This is a genomic window from Zhongshania aliphaticivorans, assembly GCF_902705875.1.
GTDB lineage: Bacteria > Pseudomonadota > Gammaproteobacteria > Pseudomonadales > Spongiibacteraceae > Spongiibacter > Spongiibacter aliphaticivorans_A.
In genome coordinates this window covers 963,592-988,577 of the sequence record NZ_CACSIK010000001.1, presented here as the reverse complement: position 1 = coordinate 988,577, position 24,986 = coordinate 963,592, and the positions used below count along the sequence as shown (strand labels likewise).

At 46.9% G+C, this 24,986-nt stretch carries 20 protein-coding genes and 1 riboswitch; of the genes, 11 read left to right on the top strand and 9 right to left on the bottom strand.

The features are described from left to right. Nucleotides 1–60 precede the first annotated feature (60 nt). From AELLOGFF_RS04510 to AELLOGFF_RS04495, 4 genes are all read right to left on the bottom strand, one after another. Nucleotides 61–1,104: a putative urea ABC transporter substrate-binding protein gene (locus AELLOGFF_RS04510; protein WP_159269276.1), complete on the bottom strand. Its 1,044-nt coding sequence runs from the start codon at nucleotides 1,102–1,104 to the stop codon at nucleotides 61–63. A gap of 62 nt (nucleotides 1,105–1,166) precedes the next feature. Next, nucleotides 1,167–1,297, bottom strand: a riboswitch (guanidine-I (ykkC/yxkD leader). 304 nt (nucleotides 1,298–1,601) lie between these two features. Next, nucleotides 1,602–2,372, bottom strand: a complete 771-nt coding sequence (locus tag AELLOGFF_RS04505; protein WP_159267556.1) for an acetoacetate decarboxylase family protein — start codon at nucleotides 2,370–2,372, stop codon at nucleotides 1,602–1,604. Nucleotides 2,373–2,433: 61 nt separating this feature from the next. Next, the gene (locus tag AELLOGFF_RS04500; RefSeq protein WP_159267555.1) at nucleotides 2,434–3,408 is read right to left on the bottom strand and encodes a Rieske 2Fe-2S domain-containing protein; all 975 of its coding nucleotides are present in this window, start codon (nucleotides 3,406–3,408) and stop codon (nucleotides 2,434–2,436) included. Between the two features lie 270 nt (nucleotides 3,409–3,678). After that, nucleotides 3,679–4,263 carry a TetR/AcrR family transcriptional regulator gene (locus AELLOGFF_RS04495; protein ID WP_159267554.1) on the bottom strand — a complete coding sequence of 195 codons (585 nt, stop codon included), beginning with the start codon at nucleotides 4,261–4,263 and terminating at the stop codon, nucleotides 3,679–3,681. 92 nt (nucleotides 4,264–4,355) lie between these two features. Here AELLOGFF_RS04495 and AELLOGFF_RS04490 point away from each other — a divergent pair, with 92 nt between their 5' ends. Together AELLOGFF_RS04490 and AELLOGFF_RS04485 are read left to right on the top strand one after the other, a co-directional pair. Then, nucleotides 4,356–5,495 (top strand): aromatic ring-hydroxylating oxygenase subunit alpha, encoded by a 1,140-nt coding sequence (locus tag AELLOGFF_RS04490; RefSeq protein WP_159267553.1) that lies wholly within the window; start codon nucleotides 4,356–4,358, stop codon nucleotides 5,493–5,495. A 434-nt stretch (nucleotides 5,496–5,929) separates the two neighbouring features. Further along, complete coding sequence (locus AELLOGFF_RS04485) at nucleotides 5,930–6,340, top strand: hypothetical protein (protein WP_159267552.1); 411 nt, start codon at nucleotides 5,930–5,932, stop codon at nucleotides 6,338–6,340. A 522-nt stretch (nucleotides 6,341–6,862) separates the two neighbouring features. Here AELLOGFF_RS04485 and AELLOGFF_RS04480 read toward each other — a convergent pair. Both AELLOGFF_RS04480 and AELLOGFF_RS04475 read right to left on the bottom strand, forming a co-directional pair. Continuing rightward, on the bottom strand, nucleotides 6,863–7,474 hold the full coding sequence (locus AELLOGFF_RS04480) for a TetR/AcrR family transcriptional regulator (protein WP_235035496.1): 612 nt from the start codon (nucleotides 7,472–7,474) through the stop codon (nucleotides 6,863–6,865). Nucleotides 7,475–7,567: 93 nt separating this feature from the next. Further along, nucleotides 7,568–8,446: an SDR family NAD(P)-dependent oxidoreductase gene (locus AELLOGFF_RS04475; protein ID WP_159267551.1), complete on the bottom strand. Its 879-nt coding sequence runs from the start codon at nucleotides 8,444–8,446 to the stop codon at nucleotides 7,568–7,570. A 143-nt stretch (nucleotides 8,447–8,589) separates the two neighbouring features. Between AELLOGFF_RS04475 and AELLOGFF_RS04470 the strand changes: the two genes are divergently transcribed. Next, on the top strand, nucleotides 8,590–9,831 hold the full coding sequence (locus tag AELLOGFF_RS04470) for a cytochrome P450 (protein WP_159267550.1): 1,242 nt from the start codon (nucleotides 8,590–8,592) through the stop codon (nucleotides 9,829–9,831). Between the two features lie 62 nt (nucleotides 9,832–9,893). On the opposite strand, the gene AELLOGFF_RS04465 is transcribed toward AELLOGFF_RS04470, so the two are convergent. Next, nucleotides 9,894–10,913 carry an AraC family transcriptional regulator gene (locus tag AELLOGFF_RS04465; protein WP_159267549.1) on the bottom strand — a complete coding sequence of 340 codons (1,020 nt, stop codon included), beginning with the start codon at nucleotides 10,911–10,913 and terminating at the stop codon, nucleotides 9,894–9,896. Between the two features lie 143 nt (nucleotides 10,914–11,056). Between AELLOGFF_RS04465 and AELLOGFF_RS04460 the strand changes: the two genes are divergently transcribed. Beyond that, entirely contained in the window at nucleotides 11,057–14,155 is a 3,099-nt protein-coding gene (locus tag AELLOGFF_RS04460; RefSeq protein ID WP_159267548.1) for a parallel beta-helix domain-containing protein, read from the top strand. Between the two features lie 48 nt (nucleotides 14,156–14,203). On the opposite strand, the gene tmpT is transcribed toward AELLOGFF_RS04460, so the two are convergent. Continuing rightward, complete coding sequence (gene tmpT / locus AELLOGFF_RS04455) at nucleotides 14,204–14,842, bottom strand: thiopurine S-methyltransferase (protein ID WP_159267547.1); 639 nt, start codon at nucleotides 14,840–14,842, stop codon at nucleotides 14,204–14,206. A 229-nt stretch (nucleotides 14,843–15,071) separates the two neighbouring features. Between tmpT and AELLOGFF_RS04450 the strand changes: the two genes are divergently transcribed. The 5 genes from AELLOGFF_RS04450 (at nucleotide 15,072) to AELLOGFF_RS04430 (ending at nucleotide 21,770) form a co-directional block, all read left to right on the top strand. Then, entirely contained in the window at nucleotides 15,072–15,887 is an 816-nt protein-coding gene (locus tag AELLOGFF_RS04450; RefSeq protein WP_159267546.1) for an alpha/beta hydrolase, read from the top strand. Nucleotides 15,888–16,040: 153 nt separating this feature from the next. Continuing rightward, a complete protein-coding gene (locus AELLOGFF_RS04445; protein WP_159267545.1) occupies nucleotides 16,041–16,910 on the top strand; it encodes a hypothetical protein in 870 nt (289 codons plus the stop codon). Further along, nucleotides 16,901–18,094 carry a hypothetical protein gene (locus AELLOGFF_RS04440; protein ID WP_159267544.1) on the top strand — a complete coding sequence of 398 codons (1,194 nt, stop codon included), beginning with the start codon at nucleotides 16,901–16,903 and terminating at the stop codon, nucleotides 18,092–18,094. The genes AELLOGFF_RS04445 and AELLOGFF_RS04440 overlap by 10 nt, the downstream gene beginning before the upstream one ends. A gap of 204 nt (nucleotides 18,095–18,298) precedes the next feature. Beyond that, nucleotides 18,299–20,767 carry a TonB-dependent receptor gene (locus AELLOGFF_RS04435; protein WP_159267543.1) on the top strand — a complete coding sequence of 823 codons (2,469 nt, stop codon included), beginning with the start codon at nucleotides 18,299–18,301 and terminating at the stop codon, nucleotides 20,765–20,767. A gap of 85 nt (nucleotides 20,768–20,852) precedes the next feature. Next, on the top strand, nucleotides 20,853–21,770 hold the full coding sequence (locus AELLOGFF_RS04430; RefSeq protein WP_159267542.1) for a tyrosine-protein phosphatase: 918 nt from the start codon (nucleotides 20,853–20,855) through the stop codon (nucleotides 21,768–21,770). Between the two features lie 111 nt (nucleotides 21,771–21,881). Here the strand turns inward: AELLOGFF_RS04430 and AELLOGFF_RS04425 are convergent, their stop codons facing one another. Further along, entirely contained in the window at nucleotides 21,882–23,345 is a 1,464-nt protein-coding gene (locus AELLOGFF_RS04425) for an amidase (RefSeq protein ID WP_159267541.1), read from the bottom strand. A gap of 257 nt (nucleotides 23,346–23,602) precedes the next feature. On the opposite strand from AELLOGFF_RS04425, the gene AELLOGFF_RS04420 reads away from it, so the two are divergent. Further along, a complete protein-coding gene (locus AELLOGFF_RS04420; protein ID WP_159267540.1) occupies nucleotides 23,603–23,854 on the top strand; it encodes a TIGR02647 family protein in 252 nt (83 codons plus the stop codon). Between the two features lie 131 nt (nucleotides 23,855–23,985). Next, nucleotides 23,986–24,984 carry a metal-dependent hydrolase gene (locus AELLOGFF_RS04415; protein ID WP_159267539.1) on the top strand — a complete coding sequence of 333 codons (999 nt, stop codon included), beginning with the start codon at nucleotides 23,986–23,988 and terminating at the stop codon, nucleotides 24,982–24,984. Nucleotides 24,985–24,986 lie beyond the last annotated feature (2 nt).

Sequence of the window (24,986 nt, the reverse complement as noted above, 5' to 3'; positions counted from 1 at the left end):
GTCAGACCGTTTTGTAAATGACACGCCACGCTAGCTCAAAACTAGCGTAGCGGTTCGTTCTTACAATTTGCCGTCGGCAGCCATTTGCATATAGCTGGGGTCAAAACGGAATTTAATATTCGCCTTATTACCAAACACACCAGCGGGGGTTTCTATGCCGATAAATCCAGCATCTGGCGCACCGTCACCCAACAAGCCATGCTGGAATGAAAACTCAGCAACGTTTTTCATTGTTGTTTTCAAGGCTGCACTCTCGGTAAACTCGACCGCTTTCTTGGCACTGTAAAACATTTCAGTACTCGCTAGCTGAGCCTCGTAGCCGGCCAAGTCAGTACCCGACGCCATGCCCATCTCAGTGCGTGCAGCAATACCGTTCTTACCGCTATCACTCATCGTGGCCATGATTTCATACCACGCTCCGGTTAAGGCCTTCGCTAAATTAGGGTTGGCTTTCAGCACTTCGGTATTGATCACGAGTAAATCAATAATTTCACCGGGGATTTTTGAAGAGTCGAATACCATATTGGCACCCGGCATAGTGAGGATTTCACTTAATAAAGGATTCCACGTCGCTACAGACGTCACGCCAGCCGTGGGAAACACCGCAACCATGTCGGCATCAGAAGTATTGACGACAGTCACGTCGGCCTCACTCATACCCACGCTTTCCAAACCCCGCGCCAACAAATAATGAGAGACACTTAGCTCAACCAAGTTGACCTTCTGACCCTTAATATTTTCTAGCTTGTTGTCACCTTTCAGCACCACCCCATCGTTACCGTTGGAAAAGTCGCCAACAATAAGTGCTGTGCTGTCCACCCCGCCCGCAGCAGGAATTGTCAGCGCATCCATATTTGTCATGGCACAAGCAGCAAATTCGCCGGTGGTGTATTGGTTTATAGATTCGATGTAATCGTTGATTTGTACAACTTCGATATCGACGTTGTATTTTTTGGCCCACTTATCAACAATTTTTTGCTCGGCGGCATAACCCCAAGGCATCCAACCCACGTAAATGGACCAGCAGATTTTAAAACTGTCAGTTGCGGCAGAAGAAAATGACGAGAACGTCAAGGTAAGAAGTAAAGCGGCGAATCGCTTCATGGGTAAACCTCCAGCTGTGTTACACAGATTCATAGAGCACTCCTGGCGATATGTCGCCAATCGTCTCCCGGGCTTTTATCCCGCCGTGTAACCTTGTGATTTAGCGATGCCGCCAAATGCGCCGAAGGTCGAAAGCTCTCGGACCAGTCATCTCAAAAAACGCATTGAGATCGGAACCCTAGCTTTCCATTTCCAAATTGTAGTTAGTCCAATACCACCAAGAGTGCGGACAATAACACTAATACAGATTCCATGCCAAGCGGCTGTATCGCCCATGAATCAACAACTTTGCTAAATTTTCTAAAAACTCACCCTACAGCAAAGTAGTATTTTTGAACCAAACAAGGGCGTAACGCGCACCAAAAGTAAGCGCAAAGTCCTATCTCAGGGCCTCAGGTGGCGTGTGATTAAGCTAATATTTTCACCATTTACCGCTTACTAGAAGCAGCGCGTGCCCCTGCAATCAAGCTGACCTCTTCATTACAGGGGCACCTGCCCTACGCTTTTTTAGGTGCGCCATATTCACCAGGCCAACGTGAACCACCAATGGTATCAGCAAAGGGCTGAAAGCCTTCTGGGTCTAAAGGCCCTTCCAAGGTGATCTGACGGTCGAGAAAAATCGGCGTCCATAGATGCGCCTCAGGTTCACTACGCACCGGCAATTTGCTGGCAACAGGATCCCATGGGCTATCGTTAAGGGTGAGCTTTCCGTTTAATTTCTCAACGTAGGCTGTGCCATATTTACTATAAACGCGTACCACATGGGGCGGAAAGTCGTAGTCATTGGATGTCATATCAACGCCACGTAAACACTTGATCCACCATTCATTAGTTTCAAATTCTGGGGGAATCTCGCCCTCCCCAGTCACTTCTCCGCTGTACTCCAAAAAGGTATAACCACGATGGGTGACACTTGCACTAACATAATTCATTAGCCGAAAATATTTAGTCTCACCATAATATTTGGGCTGTCCCCAGCGTTCATGGCTGCCATATATGGCCGCCTCTTGATCAATCGCTATACCTAGGGTGTACTCGCCCTCTATACCATTGTATGTCGCGTCCACATTTACAACACAACCGTACTCAGGCTCGTTAAGTACGGGGAAATTATAAACCGTTAACGTTACTCTAGGCGTTTTTCCTGGGCTAATTCCCGGTGGTAAAAGCGCCGCAATATTTTCCGGATCAGTAAGATAACTTATCTTTAGCATGGGCCAATTCAATATATCGCCAGGGGTGCCAACAGGCTTTACTGCGTTTGTCATAATCTTTTCCTTGTTATTATTAATTTTAAAATTTACTGCTTTGCTGTTTTGGTTTTACGCTCTAAACAACATAAAATTGCTGAAACCATTTTCGATATTTGGCAATGGGGCCATCACCATCACATAATGTTGGCTCATCGAGATAGACCTTGTTCTCCCAAATGGGGATGTCCTGCTCTACTTGATGGACAATCTCGTCACGGAAGGCGTTGNCGTAAACTTTGTGCTCATCTGATTGCTGTTTGGGCATACTAAAGCTAAACCGCATATGCAGGCTTTGCTCATCAATGGGAGTCACTGTTCCCATCATTACGATGTCAAATAAACGAGAAAATTTTTGAAAGGTTTGCCCCGGCCCATATGATGAAGTCACTAAGCGGCCCATATCGTAATTTTCACCGCTGCGATCAATATTGCCATTTTCATCAATTGCCTCGGACAGGCTGTCCATCATTGTGCTCCGCTGATATCCCTTAATGGTTACCTCACCCATAGGCATTTCGGGGGCTGAGTGCACGGTGACAAAATGGGCAATATCCACCGCATTTTCGCCGGTCTCTTGAATGATAGAGTTAATCCGCCAATCGTAGACATCCATACTCGTCCACTCCCGCGAATGCAGCTCTGGATGCACCTCAACCTCCCAAAGTGGCTCGGCCTTCTCTGGGTGATACCAAGCCCAAATCATTTGATTGCATTCAAGCACGGGATAGCGACCAATGGCTTGCTTACCATCAATCTTGGGCGGCATATTCTTGGCGTAAGGCACCTTGGTGCAAAACCCCTCACCATTGTATTCCCAAGCATGAAAAGGACAGCTGATGCTCTCTCCCTTCACGACACCACCGTGACCAAGGTGAGCCCCCAAATGAGGGCAATGCGCATCGAGCAATGCCGCTTCACCAGACTCGGTACGAAACAGCACTAAATCACGGCCAAAATAACGCAGCGGTTTAACATCACCCACTTTTAATTGCGCAGTATATTCAATTGCAAACCAACCATAAGGAATTGGCTTGTCGTAACGCGTTGTCATACATATCTCCCAGACTGGCCCAAATAAGGTAACCGTAGTGTAAAAAAAGTATACGGTTTATATTTTTACGTCAAGTTAAGAATGGGTTTAGATGCATTAACATTACGTCACCCAATAAAATTGTGGAGAATCTCAGTGAAATTGCGAATGTGTCTCATATTCGCAGTTGCGCATGCGGATGGAGCCATCTATCCACCCGAAGGCCTAAGCCTCGCCGGTCTCATCGACAACGATACGAACAGTTTTCGGTACACTTGCGCGAGCGACAAACTACCTCCCCCTCTCCCGGCCCGTAGCAAGCTTCTGAAGTAACTCAGGGAAGCTTTCTCGCATCGCTTCAACATGCTGAGTTGAGTACATATTCCCAAGCGTGACGGTTGAAACAGCAAAATAGTTGATCGCCCCAAGTACTTGGTAAACATGAACAAAAATTGAAGCGTCGTTAGCATCGCTCCAGCTTGGGTCTCGACGCAATAAATTAGCCAAACCATCCAAGAAAGGCCTGAGGTACCAGTTTCCGGCCTTTGCGGCACGATCACGGTTATCAAGAAGCTCACGCATAAGTACAAGCACATCCTCTCTATGCTCCAAGGTGCTCTGATAAATATATAAGACAGCATCAGTAAATGACCTCTCCGATCCAGCATCTTGCGTTTGGAAGACTCCAGGAATTAGTCGCCCAGAGATATCCACAAGCACCGCGCCATATAATTTTTCTTTTGTCCCGAAATGATGAATTAGAGCTTGCTTAGTGAGCCCCAACTCTCCGGCAATCTGATCCATACTGGCACCGTAAAAGCCTCTCTCAGCAAATAGTTTTAGTGCAGCTACCAGTATTCGTTCAGGCGTATTCATAGCTCGCTCCAAGGAATTTGAAAGACAGTATAACTTGACACCTACCAATTGGTAAGTGAATATCGACCTACCGCTTGGTAAGGAGCCGAAAAATGCAACATAAAGATGAAGTAGCACTGCTCGAAGAACTCATTGGTTTAAAACAGAAGAAGCGACTTTTTTTGGACGATGTGCCCACCTGCAATCCAGTTGACGACTACACCAACCCAGAACGCTTTGATTCCGAGCGGAATAATATTTTCCGTCGAATGCCTTCGATTATCGCGCATGTCAGTGAGCTGGATAGCCCGAACAGCTTTCTTCGCCGCACCATCAACGACCAGCCACTTTTATTGCTTCGTGGGGATGACAATGAAATCCGTGTCTTTCTCAATGTGTGCCGCCATCGCGGAACGCGTCTAGTTAGTGAGCAAAGTGGCTGCAAGAACCGGCATTCGTGCCCTTACCACGCATGGACTTGGGACAGTAAAGGCCAATTCATCAATGGCCCGCATCTAGAAACGGGGTTTCCTGGTGTGGATAGAAGTAGCCTAAACCTAAAATCAGTACCCACGACTGTGAGGCACGGCTTCATTTGGTTGCTACCCAAAGATAGCCCACAGAATTTAGTGGAGTATCTCAATGCGTTCGATTCAGAACTAACTTGGGCCGGAATAGACCGACTTAAAGTTTATAAATCAGAACTTCAATTGCGACACTGCAACTGGAAAATACTGGTAGAAGGCGGTATCGAGGCCTATCATTTTCGCGTCGCGCATAGAAAGACTATCGCCTCCCTGTTCAACGATAATTTATCTAGCTATCAATGCCTAGGGGTACACATGCGTTCGGTGTTGCCACGGTCGTCAATTACGGATTTAACTGGGCAACCTCGAGACCAATGGCGCATCAGAGAACATGCCAATGTTTTACTAAACATTTTCCCGAGTAATTCGCTATTGTTGCAGTCAGATCATGTGATTTGGATCTCGATAACACCACTATCTGCAGACCAAAGCGAAGTTCGAATAGTCACTCTGATGCCTACGGACTCGAAACAGTCGCACGCCTACTGGGACAAAAACCACCAACTAACGGTAACGACTCTTAACGAAGATTTTGATATCGGTGAAAGCATTCAGTCAGGCCTTCTTAGCGGAGCTAACGAAACACTTCTATTCGGCCGGTTTGAAGGGGCGCTACATCGTTTCAATGAGTCAGTTAGATCTAACCTACCTCCGCTAGAATTATAAATGTAACAGAAGTTTCAGTATTACAACTAAACGGAACTAGGGATCGTCATGGGTATTACGCCGCTGTCCTACAATCAAAGAGTAGAACATTCGCAAGTATATTGAGACACTTTCAGATCATTCATTCGCAACTACCGTTGAGTCCCCCGAAATATCGAAGGAGTCGTTCGCAACTACTTTGAGATTCTCCATTACGTCACCCAATAAAATTGTGGAGAATCTCAGTGAAATTGCGAATGTGTCTCATATTCGCAGTTGCGCATGCGAATGAAAAACGTGCCAACAGGATTCAGTACCCCCTGGGCCAATAACGTTTAGGGGTTAAGTCAAACCGTGTAATTTGCAGTCGGATATGGTTATACTTGGGCCGCCGCGGTGTCAGTGCGAAGCTTAAGTAGTCATAATAAGGCTAAATAAACTTGGAATAATTGAGAATGAAAAAGTTTGCCGTATTTTCTGCAATCGCGATATTGTCAGCCTGCGCAACTAGTACAGTGCCTACTCAAAACCCCACCCACGTTCTGGCAGGCCTTTGGAAAACAGGAAAATATCGTGCGCCCGGCGAAAACACAGGACTGCTTGTAGTTACCCGTGATACCGGCATGAGAGGTGGTGCGTGCATTCCTATAATCACTATTGGTAAAGAACAGATCGCGCCAATCGATCAAGGGTCGCTGCTAGAGCTACACCTACCTGCTGGGCAACACTCACTTCGTGCATATCCAAATCGCAATTGCGGCGCGAGCGCGATTGAGACCCTTATAGAAATTGAGCACGAGCAAGTGACGCACTATCGTTTAGGGTTTGTTAAACGGGCAATGGTTTTCACTCCGACTGCTAATTAGCGATGAGTGAGGGCTGGCAAAAATCTTATGGGTGGATGTTTATTTTATATTAGCTCATCCGCCCTTAGTAACGCTCTTAAGCTAGTCCGAAAGGCTATTTTATTACAAAGCATATGATTATCAGCTAGTTAGAATATCCGCAATTACCCGCTTGAGACCCCTAATATTCGCAAGTATGTTGAGATATTTTCAAAGAATTCGTTCGCAACTACTGCTGAATCTCTGTTTTACCAAAATCCTCATTCGCAACTACTTAGAGAATCTCCATTACGTCACCCAATAAAATTGCGGCCCAATTTGGCCCTAGTAACAGCTAAACGGATATAAGAAATGTTCGACGATGAGTAAGAGAAAAGGTAAAGACCGGTCTAAAGAGATAAACCTATTATGCTCGCTACATCCTTAAAAACACCTAAAACACGACGTTTTGATCGTTAATCGTGGTGGTGCAGACAAGTAAGTATGAACAATCAAAAATTGATAGCTGGCAGGATAAGAGCGTTAATACAGCTTATAGATGACTTACTTCAACATGCTGTTTTTTAAATAAGCTTGCAACATGTGAAAACTTGCCAAGGTATCGTAACTGTCATCATGCAGCCAATTCAAGGTGATGATATTGGTCATGCCCACCGTCATTTCAGCACAAAATTGGGGGCTTAAACCGGCCTTGAGTTGCGACTTGCTGTGATTAAATAAGCGCAAATAGCAATCACTCATAAATTGTAGCTGCCCAGCACCCTGACTTAAGTTGGTAGACAGTGAGCTGACTAAATAACCAATTAACTCACGCTCCAGTTTACTCGCTGTGCTGTTGCGTGTTGCAAGTACACCCAGCACAAATTCGAGCTGTGTAGCTAAATCATCGCTTTGCGACATAGCCTCTGAAATAATGTCTTCGGTGCGCTGCAACAGTTCTGACTGGCAAATATCAACCAAAAGGTCATGCTTAGAACTGTAGTAGTTATAAAATGTTTTTTTGGCAATATCGACACAATCGCAGATAGCATCAATGGTTGTACCGTCTACGCCATAACGATTTATAAGAAGTAGGGTCTGCTCACAAATATTATCGCGAACCGCTTTTTTCTTCCGCTCTCTACGTCCAAGTTGTGCTATCGCCAAAATACTCACCTCAAATCCTTATTTCGGAAGGGATAGTAACGCAAGCCTTGGGGTATAACCAAGCTGGGCTGGCGCCACGCACCAGCCGATGATAACGCCACCTTACAAAACGTTGGGAACAACAGGGGTGGTTTTATTTAATATGCTATCCACTCTGGCAACAAATGCCGCTCGGGCCTTGTCCGACATGGGTGAAATCCAAAATATCTCATCGCGAATCCCCTGTATTGCGAATTCTGCAACCTCCTCTGGCTCGGTGGTCTGCAACTGCATATCGTACTGGGCCATAATGGCTTTCATGTCTTCTACTGAATGAATACCAGAATCCGGCTTATCAGGATTACCAGGCAAGGCATCTGGACGATTTCGCTCAGAGTTAAAGATCCCCGTATTCACGACATTGGGACCGGGAAACAAGGCGTTAACCTTTACGGGTGACTGACTCGCTTGCAACTGATAATGCAAATTCTCGGTAATGGCCTGTACTGCCGCTTTGCTAGCCGTATAAATTGGGGTGTCAGGCAACATTAGAAAAGCACCATTACCCGAGCCGGTCACCACAAAGTGAGCCTCTTCATTTTGAGCAACTAACTTAGGCATAAATGCATTGATAGAGTGAATCAATCCCCAGGTATTTACCCGAAATCCCCACTCCCAGTCATTAAGTTCATAATCCCACATATTGCCGGCTTCACCGGTGCCCACACCGGCATTAGCAAAAACAAGATGGATAGCCCCAAACCTAGCCATTACAGCCTCTACCAAGGCCTTCATTGAATCCGCATTGGTAACATCAGCACGCTGCGCCATACACTCGCAACCCAAGCCCTCTAGTTCAGTTATGGTTCGATCTAGCGCTTTCTCCTCGATATCTGAGATCACCACTTTTGCGCCTTCTTTGGCAAGGGCATGGGCAATTGCCCGCCCGACACCACTGGCGCCACCCGTAATAACGGCCACCTTGCTCTTAAAATTCTTCATGCCCACGTCTCCAGAAATCATTATTAATTATTTAGTAACTTGAGAATAAAATTACACTGGAGTATATTTTTTTGCAAGTAGCGGAATCATATCCTTCACAATAATAATCTGAGCGCAATAAATGCCCGAAGAGAGGACCGACCATGTCAGAAAATGCGACAGCACTACCCCCTATTGAATCCCTGTTTGATCCAAATTCGCAGTCCTATAGCGAAAACCCAGCGCCACAATGCCTTGCCATTGCGGCCCGAGGCCCACTAGTTTGGTATGCACCGTGGCAGGCGTGGATCATGACGCAAATGACCGACATCATGGACTGCTGGAAGCGTGAATACCTTTCTTCTGATTTTTATGACTGGGAATTTGCGCCCCCTCGCCCCACCGAGGAAAACTGGAATAAGTTTGAGAAGGCATTAGTGGGCCACAGCCTTTTGGCAGACCCTGACCACCATCGTTTGGTGCGCAGAATTACCTCACCGGCCTTCTCTCGGAATGTCGTTGAGAATATCCAGCGCCAAATTGAACCGCATGTTAAGCGCCTTTTTGACGATATTGGCACCCCAGAATCATTTGACTACATCACTGAAGTTGCCCAGCACATTCCGTTTATTTCTATCACCGCCATGGTCGGTGTGCCGGAAAAATATTGGCCCGAAATGAAGCGTGTTACCCAGACCTTCACGGAAACATGGAATCCGACAATCTCTGAAGAGCGTCGCCTTCGCGCCCAAGAAGACAGCAATAAAGCCATCGACATTCTTCAAGTAGTGATTGCCGAGCGCCGAGAAAATCCTCAGGACGGTGATTTTCTCAGTGCTTTATTAAAAATTGAAGCAAGCAACGATAATTTTAATGAATGGGATATCATCACCCTGATTCTCGCCCTCATTGGCGCCGGTGCTGACACCACCCTAATTGCTCAGCAGTGGTCGGTTTACGCCTTATTAAAAAATCCCGATCAAGTGCAAGACGCCTTAGAGTCTGCCGACGCCTTCTCAAATGCCTTTAGTGAAATCATGCGCTGGTCAGGTAACTCTAAAATGGGATTTGCGCGCTACGCGCCCAGCGACATGAATTTGCTAGGACAAGAGGTGAAAAAAGGCCAAATGGTTTTGATGATGCCGCACCTCAAAGACCACGACCCAGCTTATTTCAGCAATCCCGAAAAGTTAGATGTAAAACGCAAATTTGAGCCCGACGTGTTGTTTGGTTATGGTCCGCGTTTTTGCATTGGCGCCGCCCTCGCCAAACGACAGCTCTATTTAACCTTGTCAGAAATGTTCAAACGCTTCCCCAATATCACCTTAGCAGAAGAGCCCGAGAGAGATTTAGAAGATCATAATGCGGTGGTGTTTAAACGTTTAATCGTAAAAACCCACCTTTAGTAACATGTTTATTGAGGTGTAACGCAACAAGATAAGCTAGAGGCACAGCTAATTACTGTGCCCTAGTGTTTTATTGGGCTGGATCGCAAGGCTCGCACACTCATCCCGGTTCGTCGCCTAAGCATTTTTCTAAACGACGTTGCATCGGCATAACCAAAGCGTTCTGCTATCGACTCCATGGAGTCACCTTGCTGTAATGACCGCACAGCGAGGGTTTCAAATACCTGTTCCTGTAATTCTTTAAAGGTTAAGTTCTCGTCTTTCAAGCGACGTAGCAAGGTGCGCTCGCCCACCTCCAAACTTGACGCCACCGCACTACGCGACGGCGTAACACCTTGATCGATGAGCCCCAATATGGTTTTTTCAATATGGGCGCTAAGGCTATTAAGGTGGCGTGTTTCATGATCCAAGCGGTAATCTAAGGTTTCATAGAGCTGGGGATCAGAAGAACTCAGAGGGATATCAAGTAGACGTGCATCCATACACAGAGCATATTCACTTGCGTCAAATCGACAGTGACATCCCAGTGCCTGCTCATATCTTTTTTTCATGCCTAAATCTGGCCGCGCAAACCATATCTCAGAGAAGGAGTAGTTTTCAGTGGGAAAACAATCGCGTACGAGACGTGTACAAGCACTAATAAAGGCATCGTATGAATGGTGGGTAACGTCTACGGCGGGATTAACGAGCCTAAATCGCATCACCCCTTGGCCTCGCTCCTCGGCTAAAGAGAATCGCCAAACATCACTCACTAATGAGATTTGATGATTTGCCTCAAGGATAGACTGCCGAAAGGTTGTTGCTACCATCATTTTAAAGGCTAACGAGCCAACCGTGCGGAAATGAAACTTTTTAAGAACGCCTAAGCCAATGTCTGGCGGCCCACCCAAACGGTCTGCGGCCTTCCACAACGAAGTAAGGTCTTCTTGGGTAACCCGCGAAAGTGACATCCAGCTCGTCATATCAAGATCTGCTTCTTTAAATAAGCATTCTTGATCCACATCACAAGCATCCAGAATGACCTGAACGACCATCTGCGCCCATTGCATACTGGTGGTATCTGCACCTGCGCTTTTTGTCACGAATTAACCCATTAACGACACGAATTTGCATTGTATCCGCATTTGTTATTGCTAGGATAGTCCTTTAATTACCAAAGCTAATTCGCCTTTTCTGGCTTTGGCTCCTATTCTCTTTTTTGACAACTCTTGCCGGGCTTTAAACAATGCGGAAACTCTCCAAATATTCGATACACCTCTTTTTAATCCTCCTCTTTCTTGGGCTTGCCGGCTGCGGCGGATCAAGCAGTAGTTCATCTTCTGGCGACAACCCTGATGGTGGCGACCCAGGAACAGAAAACCCCGACCCAAGCGAAGAAGCTGTGGGAAGAACCTTTCTCATTGAGCCCGGTGAGAATGCCACAACTGAAATGTTAGTGGCCATGATAGAAGCCAAACCTAAAGATGTTATTGAATTTGCCGCTGGTTATTTTGAGTTAACATCTGGCATTCAAATTTCTGGCACCGAAGACATCCTAGTTAAGGGCCAAGGCATGGACAAAACCGTCTTGTCTTTCAAAAACAGTGGCTCGCAGGAAGGCTTTTTGGCCACCACCGTTCGCGGTATCACGGTTGAAGACCTAACGGTTCTCGACTCCCCTGGTGACGCATTCAAATTGCAAGGCGTAGACCACGGCACATTACGCCATGTTCGTGCTATCTGGTCTAGCGGGCGCAACACCGACAACGAAGACACGATAACAGCAGAGAACTACACCACTAAACTGAATATTGCTTGTACGGATCCTGCTCGCCACAACCCAGACAACCCAAATCCACTGGAAACCGATACCACGTCTCCCGATTATAACGTGAGTAAATTATCGGGCCGCTATGGGGTTTACCCAGTTAACTCTCAAAACATTCTAGTTGAATTTTCAGAGTCCATCGGTGCATCTGACGCCGGTATTTATGTTGGTCAAACTGACAATGCCATTATTCGTAACAGCCGTACGGCCTTTAACGTATTTGGCTTTGAAATCGAAAACGTTCGTGGCGGTGAGTACAAAGATAATTTATCCGAGTGTAATACCGGCGGCTTTTTGGTCTATGACTTAGATGGCCTAACGCGCTACGGTAGCCGCACTCGCATGCACGGCAACGTCTCACGTAACAACAACACCTACAACTTTGCCGAACCCGGAAGCATTGTCTCTAACGTTCCTCGTGGTACAGGTATGTTGACCATGGGTTACGACAAAATCGACGTCTTTAACAACACCTTCGAAAACAACGGCACCGCCGGTATCTTACACATCAGCTACAAGTTGCTTGGTGTACCAGGTGACCGCCGCATGGACTTATACAGCGAAGGCGTTCATGTTTGGAATAACACCTTTAATGACAACGGTAACGACCTACCTAGCCCAGATTTTGCCGCTATTATCGATACCGGTGGCGAACAAATAACCTCAGCATTTCCAACCTTAGTCGGCTTAAAAATGCTGGTAGGCTCTGGTCAATACCGCGGTGCTCATATTGCATGGGACGGTTACGAAGACGAATACAATCCCGACTGCCCATACCCAACTGACAGCAACGGTGACCCTGTTCCTGCAGATGCAGAAGGCAAACCCATATCAGGCAACCAATACCCCAACCCATCTTGCCGTTACAACGGCTACAAGTTTGACGAGGCCGGTGAACGCAAAAAACCTCAGTGGTGGTATTCCTGTATCGATAAAGACAACACCTTTAATAGCGATAGTGAGACCTTCTCCAATTTCCACGGTACTGAGGGTTTAGAGACACTACTTTATTTCCCCGCTTCTAGTCAGGAAGACATATTAGATATCATCACCAGTATTCCTAACTTCCCTGCTGATACTGATATCACACCACACCTGTGTGACGACACCTATGGCAGCAATATGGAGCCATTACCCGAAATTGAAATTCCTGAATTTGTTCCTTCAGGCAATATTGATCCTGCACCTTCGCAAGCACTCATCGATCAACTTTGTGAAACGAGTGTTGCGGAAGGAAAAATCAACGCAGATGCTTACCGCGTAAACTGCCCACGTTTAGATCAGTACAATTTGTTTAGTGACCCAGAAGACCCTACCAGCCTGCCTAATGGCCAAGGTATACCTTTTGTACTAAACACCAAACTGTTCTCAGACTACTCCACAAAATATCGTGTTGCTTACATCCCAGAAGGCGAGCAGGCCACTTACCGTGATGGTAATGACAGCGCTAATGCTACGATTCTGTTCCCAGTGGGCACGATCTTAGCGAAAACCTTCTCGTTTACCGATGAACCAAGCCAAACTGAAACCGCAGCTGAAACACGCTTAATTATTAAACGTGAAACCAGCGGCGGCCAAGTTTACTGGGAAGGGTTAGAATACAAATGGACGGAAGAAGATGGTAAAAAAGTAGCGACGCTGCTTCAGCAAGGTGACGTTATCAGCGCCAGCTGGGATTACCATGACGTAAACAGTGGTGAGCACTATGTTGGTTCTACCGACGAGTACACGCTTCCCAATGCCAACCAGTGTCAAAGCTGTCACGCCAACGATGATGCAGAAACTGGCTCAGCCCCCATTGGCCCTAAAGCGCGTAACTTAAACCGTCCGTTTGCCAGCGAGTCACCATTAACAACGGGAATAGATTCACATCCTGTAAATGGTAAAAACCAATTGGTTTACTGGTGCCAAAACGGGTTAATGAAAAACTGCCCTGACAATTTAGAAACTGACCCTACAACCTTGTACTTAAGCTCGGTTGAACGTAACCCCATCTTCAACATTCCCGGTGACTCTGGTTATACTGCTGGCAGCGATGAAGATATTGAAGCACGGGTCCGCTCTTACCTAGAGGTTAACTGCGCTCATTGCCACAACCCACGTGGATTAGCACAGAATACCGGCTTCTATATGGATGTCTTCCGTGAAGTAAACGACACCTTTGGTATCTGTAAAGGGCCAACCGCAAGTGGTACAGAAGGTCGTGGCGGCCATGAGTACGATATCGTTCCGGGTAATGCTGCAGAATCAATTTTGCCATACCGCTTAGGACCTGATGCAACCACTCTTGCCGCGCGTATGCCGCCAATCGCTCGCAGCACTGTGCACGGCACCGCCGTAGATTTGGTCTCACAGTGGATCAACGATGTTGTAGATGATTCCTACGATAACGCCGACGCCTGTAACACTAGCTCAAGTGGCGGTGATTTAGACTTCTTGTGCGCACCTGATGAGATCCCACTCATTGGCGGACAGTGTCTACCATTAAGTGACATCTTTGGCCCGCTTATTCCTTAAAGCCAATCCGACATACACCTATGTTCACAGGTGTATGTCATACTTTTCTTATCCTTTCTTTAATAACCACACCACTTCATTCGCTTCAACAGCACCCTTTAAACCACCCTCCAGTTCTACGGTAATTACCCGCTCCAGCTGATAATTTTCAGAGTAATGCTGTCTTATTTCTGCTTCGCTAATTGAAAATGGCGGTCCCGCTTGCAGCGCTTGATCATATTCAAAGCAAATAACTAACTGCGGCGCACCCTGAGCAATCCCTACGACATGCTGGCTATAGCTTTTACGCATCTCTGCCGGCAAAGCTACCAAGGCAGCGCGGTCATAAATGGCATCCACCTCACCAAGCAGTTCAGACGACAAATCGAAGATATCGCCCACGAAAATATCAATATTTTCTGCATGGTAGTGACGCAAATCAGATAACTCATCCACAACCGGAGAAATAGCCAAGTCTTCAAATAGAGCTTGAACTGCCATTTCACTCAACTCTGCACCTACCACGGCATAACCATTGGCTAACAGCCAGCCAATATCATTCGTCTTGCCGCACAGAGGAATAAACACCCTAGCGCCCTTAGCTAAGGCCAATCTTTCAAAATAAGCTTTTAATAAGGGATTCCCCTGCTCTTGATGAAAGCCGATTTCATTCGCTCTCCATCGTTCATGCCAAAACGCTGCGTCCATTGTCACTCCCCTCATTAGCAATTGCGCTAGTCAGTCAGCGCGCTTGTTTGTACGATATTGAATAGATAGCATACAAGCTCAAGTTGACTTCAAGTCAAGCGTGAATTGTTATTTATTAATGCGCTGAAATATACGGTCCAATATACTCAAAACACCGTACAGTTAATCGCAATAACCGTTTTTCACTTACCGCAGCCGTTCTGCCCTGCATATTATTAGGCGCCACCGTATGAAATTCATTTTAATCGCCACCGCTTTATTATTTATTGTGGCGTGCGCAAGCCTCAGTGTTAACAAATCGACAAAATTTAACAAAACCGAACATATTACCTACAAGCAGACGGCAGAAACCACACTCACTGGCGATTTATATATTCCGGATATTAGCGGCCCAAAACCTGCGGTGCTGGTGGTGCATGGTGGCGGCTGGTCTAAACGCAGCGGTGATATGGAGGGCATAAGCAAGCAACTCGCAGGCGCAGGTTTTGTTGTTTTCAATATCCGCTACCGCCTTGCGCCGGAATATCACCACCCAACACAAATGAATGACGTCTCAGATGCCCTAGAATGGTTGTACCAACACGCCGATGAATATCAAATTGATCGCGAAAACATCAGTGGCTGGGGCTACTCCGCCGGCGCACATTTAATCTTGATGGCCGGATTAGATCGCGCCCAAGCGCCGCAACTGCGCAGTATTATCGCCGGCGGCACCCCAGCAGATTTAAGCCGCTGGCCCAATTCGCCGCTGGTATACAAACTTATTGGCAAATCTATGGCCGAGGCAGAAGCCGAATGGCAGGATGCTTCACCGGTAAACCACGTGAGCGCTAGTTCGCCCCCTGTCTTTTTATACCACGGTCAATGGGACAAACTCGTCGAACCGGAACAAATGGAATTAATGAACAACGCCCTAGACAAAAAGAATATTCCAAGCGAAACCTACACGGTAAGTTTTGCCGGTCATATTATGACCTATTTATTTGCAGGGAAAGCAGAGCGCAGAGCCATCGCGTTTATCAAAGAGCAAAGCCGCACCCAATAAACATGACAGAGCTAGCCGTTCACTCAACATCAGCTAGATTTTAAACATTGACTTGATTTCCTTGCCCCCGGTTTTGCCCCCGGCTTCACCACCGCTGTAACAGAACTGTAAAAAAATCGCCGTATTATTAAGTTTTTTAATCACTTCAATATAATGCTGCCTTCCCCCTTCATTAGCGCTAACCGCCCAGTTTATTATTTTGTCGTTAGCCTAGCGCTATGTATACCGCTGGCAGCTAGCTTATACCTCTCTAATGCTCAACTGCACAAACTACATCTTAGTGATTACCGAAGTTATCAATGCGCTACCAGCAACACCGACGCTCACCGTACATTCCGTGTATTGACCCTTTTCTTTAGCTACGCGTCGGAATTTGCTGACTCCTTATGTGCCAACAAGACGATTCGCCAACACTTCACTGATGTAGAAATTTTATGGCGCCCTAGGTCTTACCTCAATGCCCAGCATATTCTTGATGAAGAGTTCGACCTATTCTGGAATCGACGCCATATCGTTACTGGATTAGTCCCTGAGTTATCCAATTTTTATAGCCTGTTACTAGAAACACCCACATACGAGCTCTATTGGATGAGTAAAGACGCACTCCCCACGCTGAACGCTGATTACCTCAAAGACAAAATCATTGGCTTATCTCGTGACTCGCAAAGTCAAACTCATTTTTTACAACCCATGAGCGCACTGCGGGCATCAGGAATCTCCTTATCATCCAAACAGAAAAAATTCTACACTGATCCCAATGCGATCTATAAAGCCTTCAATAACAACGAAGTCGATATCATCAGTACACCACTGCCTTTGGCTAAGGCCAACGACGGATCAGAAGTCTTCGTAAGCTTAATTGAAAGCGAGGTTCCCTCTGGCGCCTGGTATGTAAGCAAGGACTTACTGCTTGCCGAAACATCTCGCGACCTAGAGTGCGCCCTGCTCAAAAGCCTAATCATTTATGCGCCTATATTTGATTCAACACAGGCGCCACTGGCAGTAAAACCCGCATGTCTATAAGCCAAGAAAGACAGCAAATCATCCCCCTTATTGCCATTGCGCTATTATGCACAGCAATACTAATAGCCTTGTCCTTTCAGCTTAGTCTAAACAATATTGCCAATGACCTAGAAGAAAAACTGCAAGCGCAATTACCGACAAAAATCACTGACGCTGGCCTCAATAATTTTCAAAATGAATTGCTCAATAACTTCTTAGTGAGCAAGGTCAATCAAGATTTGGCCCTTATTAAGGTAACAAGTCATCTCAATATTATTGAAAGCTGCCAGGCAGAAATTCTTAGTTTTCTTGCTAATAACTATCAAGCTTCCTCGCCACCATCACGAACAATCACACTGAACTGGCTAGTCAACGATCACAGCCAAACCATGTCGCTTGGACTTAACTGCCAGTACAACTGGCTCACATTAAGTCTTAGCCATTTACTATTTTTAGTACTGGCAGGCGGAATTCTGAGTAGCATTACCAAACCCCTAAAAGGCCGCCGCAAGCAGCTTGTGGCCTTACTCACGGCTAATGGGCTTAATAAGAAAGAGGCCTTAAAATTATGCCAAGCCTGCACGCAATACACAGCCCTTCAAAATCAAGCGCTTGATCTTGTCATCAAGATGAATCCCTCGCATACCGCCTCCATGTTGATTTTTTTAAACAGTGGCGGCTGTAAAACCGCAGATTCAGCGCAATTATCTTGGTTTCAGTGCGGTCTTCAGTTACACCCTGACGATATTGACCAAGCTATTAACATAGCGCTTTCGCCAGCAACGCTGAGTCTATCTCCCTCGAGCGGGCTTATTACTATTCATGGAATAGAGATTAAACTCGCTACAACGCCCTTTCTATATTATTTATGGTATGCACAGCGACGCCTTAACAACGAGGCTGAAGATCAAGACGGTTGGTTTATCAACCCACCGTCCAACCGAGCAGACTTTGTCTCTAACCATGAATTAATCTCGCTAATGCGGCAGCACGGTGGCCATGTTAAAGCGATAAAAGATTTAGAAGAAAAAGGGCTTCGTGCAAAAACCTTAGATCAAAATAGAAGCAAAATTAAAGAAGAAATTACCCGAGTGCTTGGTGAACAATTAGCCAAGCCGTTTTTATTTGACGTTGAACGTGATCATCAAACTGCTCGCTTCAAATACCGCCTAGCTTTAACGCCAAATGATATTTCTTTAGCATAATCAAAATTTGAACTTAGAAATCACCAAAATCTCGAATTCCCTTTTATTACAACAAGATAGATTCCACGCAAGTTCCCCTCTTCGCTATTTAGAGATATCTCTAAAGCCAAAAAGATGTCTTTGTCACAGTGCCGAAATATTAAATCACGACAATCCTCCTGCCTAAAACATTCACACCTTAGCCATAGCGCAGGAGACCACCCAATGACTTCTCATGTTGTAAAGAAGTTATCCGCAATCGCACTCGGCAGCTTAAGTGCCAGCGTGCCCTTAATTGCCAATGCCAACGACAAACCAATGGAAATGGTGACCGTCACAGCCGCCCCCATCCGCGATAGCCAGCAGGCTGCTTTTGACGCTAAAAAGTTCTCAGACAATTACGTCGAGATTATTTCGTCCGACACGATTGGTCGTTTTCCCGACCAAAACCTAGCCGACTCCCTAGGGCGTCTACCCGGCCTTGCCATTGAGCGCGACCAGGGCCAAGCGCGTTACATCAATCTACGTGGCGCACCGTTTCGCTACACCAGTATCGCCTTTGACGGCATTGATGTACCCGGTGCTGAAAATGGTCGTATCCCAAGGTTCGACAGTATTCCCTCCGTCATCACCCGCCGGATAGCAGTCAACAAAGCTATTTTGCCGAGCATGCCCGGTGAATCGGTAGCCGGTTTTATTAATATTGAAACCTTTAGCCCCTTCACTCAAGAAGGCTGGTCTTTTGCCGCCGATGTGGGACTGGGAGAGCAAGACTTAGGTGGCGGGGATATTGAAAAATACGGACTGCGTACCTCTTGGTCTAACGATAAATTTGGTTTCGTCGTTTTCACCTCAGACAATAGCCGCGAGCAAATCACCGACACCCGCGAATACGATCTAGAACGCGATGCCAACACTGGCGAGCTTATCGTTAATGAATTGGATTTCCGTAGCTACAAGGTCAAGCGCGAAGACAGCGCCTACGGCGGCACGCTAGAGTTTCGCGGCGAAGATAAATTACAACGACTATTCCTATCGACACTCTATAGCGAGTTCATCGACAGCGAACAGCGCAACCAATTTGTATTTGCAGTTAATAGCCCAGAAGCTGGAACGCAAGCCAGCAATAAAGATGTGACTGTGACCCGCGCCCTAGAAGACGGTGAATATCAAAATTCAACCTTCTCCAATACCTTGGGAGCCGACTTCCAAGTAGGCGAATGGCGAGTTGAAGCCCGTGCAAATTCGACTGAAACCGAGTTCAGCATGAATTTACCCATACCGCAAAGCGTAGGTGGCGCTGCCGTTGCTAGCTACGACCTCAGCGACATTGAAGATCCAAAACTCTATTTAGACCGCGACCTTGCCACGGTGAACTACGCCGCGACTATCGGTATTCACTACGGGCAAGAACTCAATATCGATGGCCTAAAATTAAAAGTAGACGCCGAGCGAGATTTTGAATGGTTTAGCAAATCTGCAGTTCTGCGTATGGGCTTACAGCGCGATAGCCGTGAAGCTGATGGCTATATCGCAACACCGTCAATCAAAGCCTTTCCCGGCAGCGTCGATATTGACAGCTACAACACTGGCGCCCTCTGGGACAGCAACACCACCAATACCATTGGCGGCACCATCTACGACAATGTCGGCCTTAGAAATACATGGGCGGCGAGCGGTGATCTAGGCCCGATGACACCCACAGAAGATGGTTTGATTGCGATTCAAGAAGAGATCATCGCAGCTTACGCTATGGCGACCACAGAATTTGACTGGGGTAATGTCGTAGCCGGTGCTCGTTTTGAGCAAACAGATTACAGCAGCAAAGGCTCTGCAAATGGAAACCCAGTCAATGTAGAAGACGACTTCAATCATATACTGCCAAGCATCCATTTTAATATTAATCTGGCCGACAATCTTAAACTGCGCATCTCTGGATCTACCGGCGTAAACCGTCCGACTTACAACGAATGGCGAGCTGCCGCCAGAATTGATGTCATAGAAGAAGAAATAAACGGTGGTAACCCACGGCTAAAAGCTGAAGAAGCCATGGGTATAGACACCGCCATCGAATGGTACTTCGCCCCCGCCAGCATACTGTCGGCAGGTATGTTTTATCGCACCATTGATAAGGTTATTTATGCAGACACCAGCACCATAGATCCAGGTATTTACCTGAGCAGTGCGGCTGGCGAAAGTTGGACTTATAGCGGTGCGGTAAATGGTAAAGACGGCGAAATGCAGGGCTTAGAGCTCAACTTTGTCGGCCATGCTGCAGACCTCATTGACAGCATTCACGGCTTGGGTGTCAGTGCCAATATCACCGTATTAGACAGTGAATTTACTGGTATAGACGGCCAAAACTATGACCTTCCCGGCACCTCGGACCTGCTTTATAACTTCTCAGTATTTTATGAAGACTTTGGTCTATCTGCACGGCTGAACTACCAGTATCGCGACGAATGGATCTCGCCTATCGAAGACCCCAGCGAGTACTGGGGCGAGCAAGAGCGAGTGGACTTGTCCATCAGCTATGAACTCCCCTTCGACTTGCAAGGCGCCACTATGTCGGTCTACGCCAATGCTAATAACCTGACAAACGAAACCGACGTACGTTATGCCGGCAACGGCACCATCAATCAGTCAGAGAGCTACGGTCGCCGTTACTTATTAGGTGTGAGATTACATTTCTAATCTCACACCTAAGGTGGCGCAAGCAATGCGCCACCGCTCCGAGGTAAATCAACGACAGCCGCACAATCAATTTAATGAGGTCACCATGAACACACAAAAGTTATTCACCTTAGGCACCGCGATAGGCCTTATCACGCTAAGCCTACTTTCAACAGCCTGCTCAAGCACAAACCCAAGCCAAGCCACAGCAGCAAATTCCACAGAGCAAAGCAGTGCCCAACCCTTTGTACTGCCACTTGAAGGCGGGTCTAATTTTCGCGACCTAGGTGGCTACAAAACGGTTGATAACAAAACGGTACGCAGCGGCGTTCTGTTCCGCTCCGGTGCTATGGTAAGCCTCACCGCCGCAGACCAAGCTTATTTAAACGAGCGTGACTTTAAAACCGTGGTAGACCTTCGCTCTCAAGAAGAACTGGAAATCTTTCCAAATCAATGGGCACTGGAAAACAGCAATATTAATTACGTAAACCACGTTTACAGCTTTCCAGTAGCGGCAAGTAAAGCTATGCAAAAAAACGCCAAAGAATTTGGTCTGGGCAGTTTTTATCTATCTATAGCTGACATGCTACAACCACAAATGAAACTCTACTTTTCAGAATTGCTGCAACAAAATACACCGCTTGTGGTGAACTGCTCTGCAGGACAAGACCGTACTGGCTTTGCATCGGCACTACTGCTCAGCGCATTAGGCGTACCGCGCGACGTTATTATTGAAGACTATTTGCTGTCTACCCAACACCGTGACACTGCTAACGAGTTCGGTGACATCGACTTAAAAGAAGCAGCAAAAACAAATAGCTTTGCCAAGCTCATGCTTCGCTACACTGATAACGGAAAAGCAAAAGAGGCCAAGCCATTAGTGACTAATGACGGCACACCCTATATCAACATCGCCTTTGCTCAAATTGAAGAGCAGTATGGCTCAGTTGAAAACTATCTAGATAAGGCAATTGGTGTAGATCAAAAAGCGATTGCCAGATTGAAATCGCTGTATTTGATGTAAAAAAACGTCACGACATTAAAGACTTAAATCGTAGTTTAGTGATGAGCGTGCACACTAAGCTACGATTTTTTGTCTTTCATCCACAACATACCCTTGCAGATTGGAGGGTATTTATAAGCAAAAACCAATCTCGCGCTCTAATTGCGCAGCCAAACTAAATAGCGTTTCTTCGTCATTCATTCGACCCGTAAACTGCATACCAATCGGCAAGCCGTCTAGGCTACGATGTAATGGCACCGACATACCCGGTAAGCCCGTTATATTACCCATCATAGTGAAAGCCATCTTCTCTAGTATTGGCGATGCCATCTGCTCAACCAAGCCAGAATTAAGCAATAACTTGCCAATATTTAAACGGTGCGACGCCAACATCAGCAGCTCTTCAATTTTACTATTTGGAAGCTGGCCGTGGGGAACCGCTGGTGTAGGGACCGTCGGACACAGCATAAGATCATGATCTAGCAGTAAGCGACCCATCGCCAATTGAATGTCGTGCCAGCCTTTTTGTGCGGTAACAAAATCTGCCGCACTAAGAGACCGACCGATCATTGCCATATTTTTGGTCGCCGGCTCAAACTGGCCAACACAGGCCGAACCGTAAAGCTGTTTATACCCCGCGACCATGGCGGCAACTTCACCGCACACCACCACAAAGAAATCGCGCCAGAAGCGCTCAATATTGATGTCTGGTTCTATTTCAACGACCTCATGACCAAGGTCACGCAGCTGTTGCGCTGTTTTAACTAAGGCCGCATCTACCTCGGGGTGTAACTGGGTAGTGACCAGCGGTTTACGGCTGAGTGCAATCCGAAGCGGCTTGGGATCACGCTCCGTCGCCGACAAAAACGAACCACTAGGCAAGGCAATATTGTACGGTGCCCCCACCTCATGACCACTGCTGCAATCTAACATGGCGGCACTGTCTCTGACAGTGCGAGTCAACACATGCTCTGCCACCGCCCCCTGCCAATCCTCTCCCTGATCCGGCCCCAAGGGATTGCGACCACGAGAGGGCTTGAGACCAAAGACGCCGCACCAAGAGGCCGGAAACCGAATTGAGCCTCCGCCATCACCACCATGAGCCATAGGGACAATACCCGCAGACACCGCCGCCGCACTGCCGCCAGATGAGCCACCTGTGCTATAGCCTGATTTATGCGGGTTATGGGTGGCACCTCTCGCCTTGGGCTCAGTGGTTATTATTAAGCCGAGTTCCGGCGTGTTGGTTTTAGCAAAAATATTTACCCCACTCGCCTTATAACGACGAACCAGCTCACTGTCATAATCCGGCACCACATGCATACCTCGGCTACCCATAGTCATGGGCTCTCCGGCAAATGCGGCAAGTAAATCCTTTAATACAAAAGGCACCCCAGTAAAGGGGCCGCTGGGCAGCCCGTCTTTAATTTGCTGAAATGCCCTATCTTCAAAGCGATGAATAATGGCGTTAAGACTAGGGTTAACCTCATTAGCTCGTGTAATTGCCGCTGCCAATAACTCTTCTGGAGTCACCTCGCCCGCGGCCACCAAGCTCGCCAAACCCAATGCATCGTATTGCCCATACTCTTTGAACATAGTCATTCCTCGCCACACTGAGGTGGTGCTCATTACGTCATTATTAAGTACTTTTGCTTAAGAGCTTATCCTAGTAAGCAACATTCTGTCAGTAGCCATGACAAAACAATACCCTCAGCCAAAGACTAAAATGGTTTTGGCGGAAATCTCTATTTCGCGCTACAGTGTTAGCTTAGAACATGAATTGCAGAGTTAGCACTCACACAAGCTCAGTTCTATCCAAAGCCTTTAATCCATAACAATACAAGGTTATAGCTATGCCGTTATCTAATGACGTTCTCGACGAAATACGCGTACTGACTCAGTTCAACCCCGCGTCAGCACTAGAAGGAATAAAAGTACATCACACCGCATCGCCAGACACGATTGCCGCCACTCAACGCCTATTTGATAAAGACCTGATCACCCTGCCCGATGGCGGTTATTTAACCAGCAGCGGCCAAGAGGTCATTCGCCATCTCGATAGTCTGGTCACAGTATTGAAGGGCAAAGAGGCCGTCAGCAGCTAACCTTCTTCCATCAGCGGCGTCGGTCATACACCATTTTATTGATCTTGTTTACCGACGCACTTCCACCGCAATGTGAACCCGCTAGCTATTTTCAGATACACTCTCCGCGTCTTCCCATTTTTGAGCTATTTATGGACCCTCTTACACAAGGTTTACTTGGCGCTGTCGCAGTGCGAAATGCCCCTAGCAAGCGAGCAAAAGCGCGAGGCGCAATCATTCTTGGGTTTTTATCTGGTATGGCCGCCGACTTAGATGTCCTTATCCGCTCAAATAGCGACCCACTGCTCTTCTTAGAATTTCATCGCCAGTTCACCCACTCGCTTTTTTTCATCCCCATTGGCGGCCTAATTTGCGGTTTGGTACTACATAAGCTATTTGGCAAAAGAAATGCGCTGAGCTGGCAACAAAGCGTGTTGTTTTGCACCCTAGGTTACGCAACTCACGCACTGCTTGATGCTTGCACAAGCTATGGCACCCAGCTCTACTGGCCCCTGAGTAACGAGCGAGTATCGTGGAGTACCATCTCCATTATTGACCCCTTGTACACACTCCCCATTGCGGCCTTATTGATATTAAGTTTTCGGCGTTCTTGGCAGTTGGCAGCGCCTGCCGCGTTTATTTGGATGCTAGCTTACCCCTGCATTGGCTGGTGGCAGCGCGAGCGGGCCGAAACCCAGGCTTATCAATTAGCAGAAAGTCGTGGGCATGAAGTGCGTCACCTGGAAGCCAAACCGTCATTTGGCAATAATCTCTTATGGAAAACGGCATATACCACCGATGATGCCTATTACATTGATGCGGTGCGCGTGGGTATGACACCAAAGGTATTTCCAGGCGCTAGCATTCCGTTATTAAACACCAGTAGCGATCTACCTTGGCTTATCGCAAAAAGTCGACAAGCCATCGACCTCGAACGTTTCCGGTGGTTTTCGCAAGGCTATATTGCATTAGACCCCAACAATCCCCACCGTATCATTGATATTCGCTACTCATTGTTACCCAATGAACTCGACGCACTGTGGAGTATAGAATTAACACCAGGCGCACCCGATAACGCAGTGAGCTATCAAACTCATCGCAGTGACGGCAGAGAAAAATTGAATCAACTGTGGCAAATGTTGACTCAATAGCG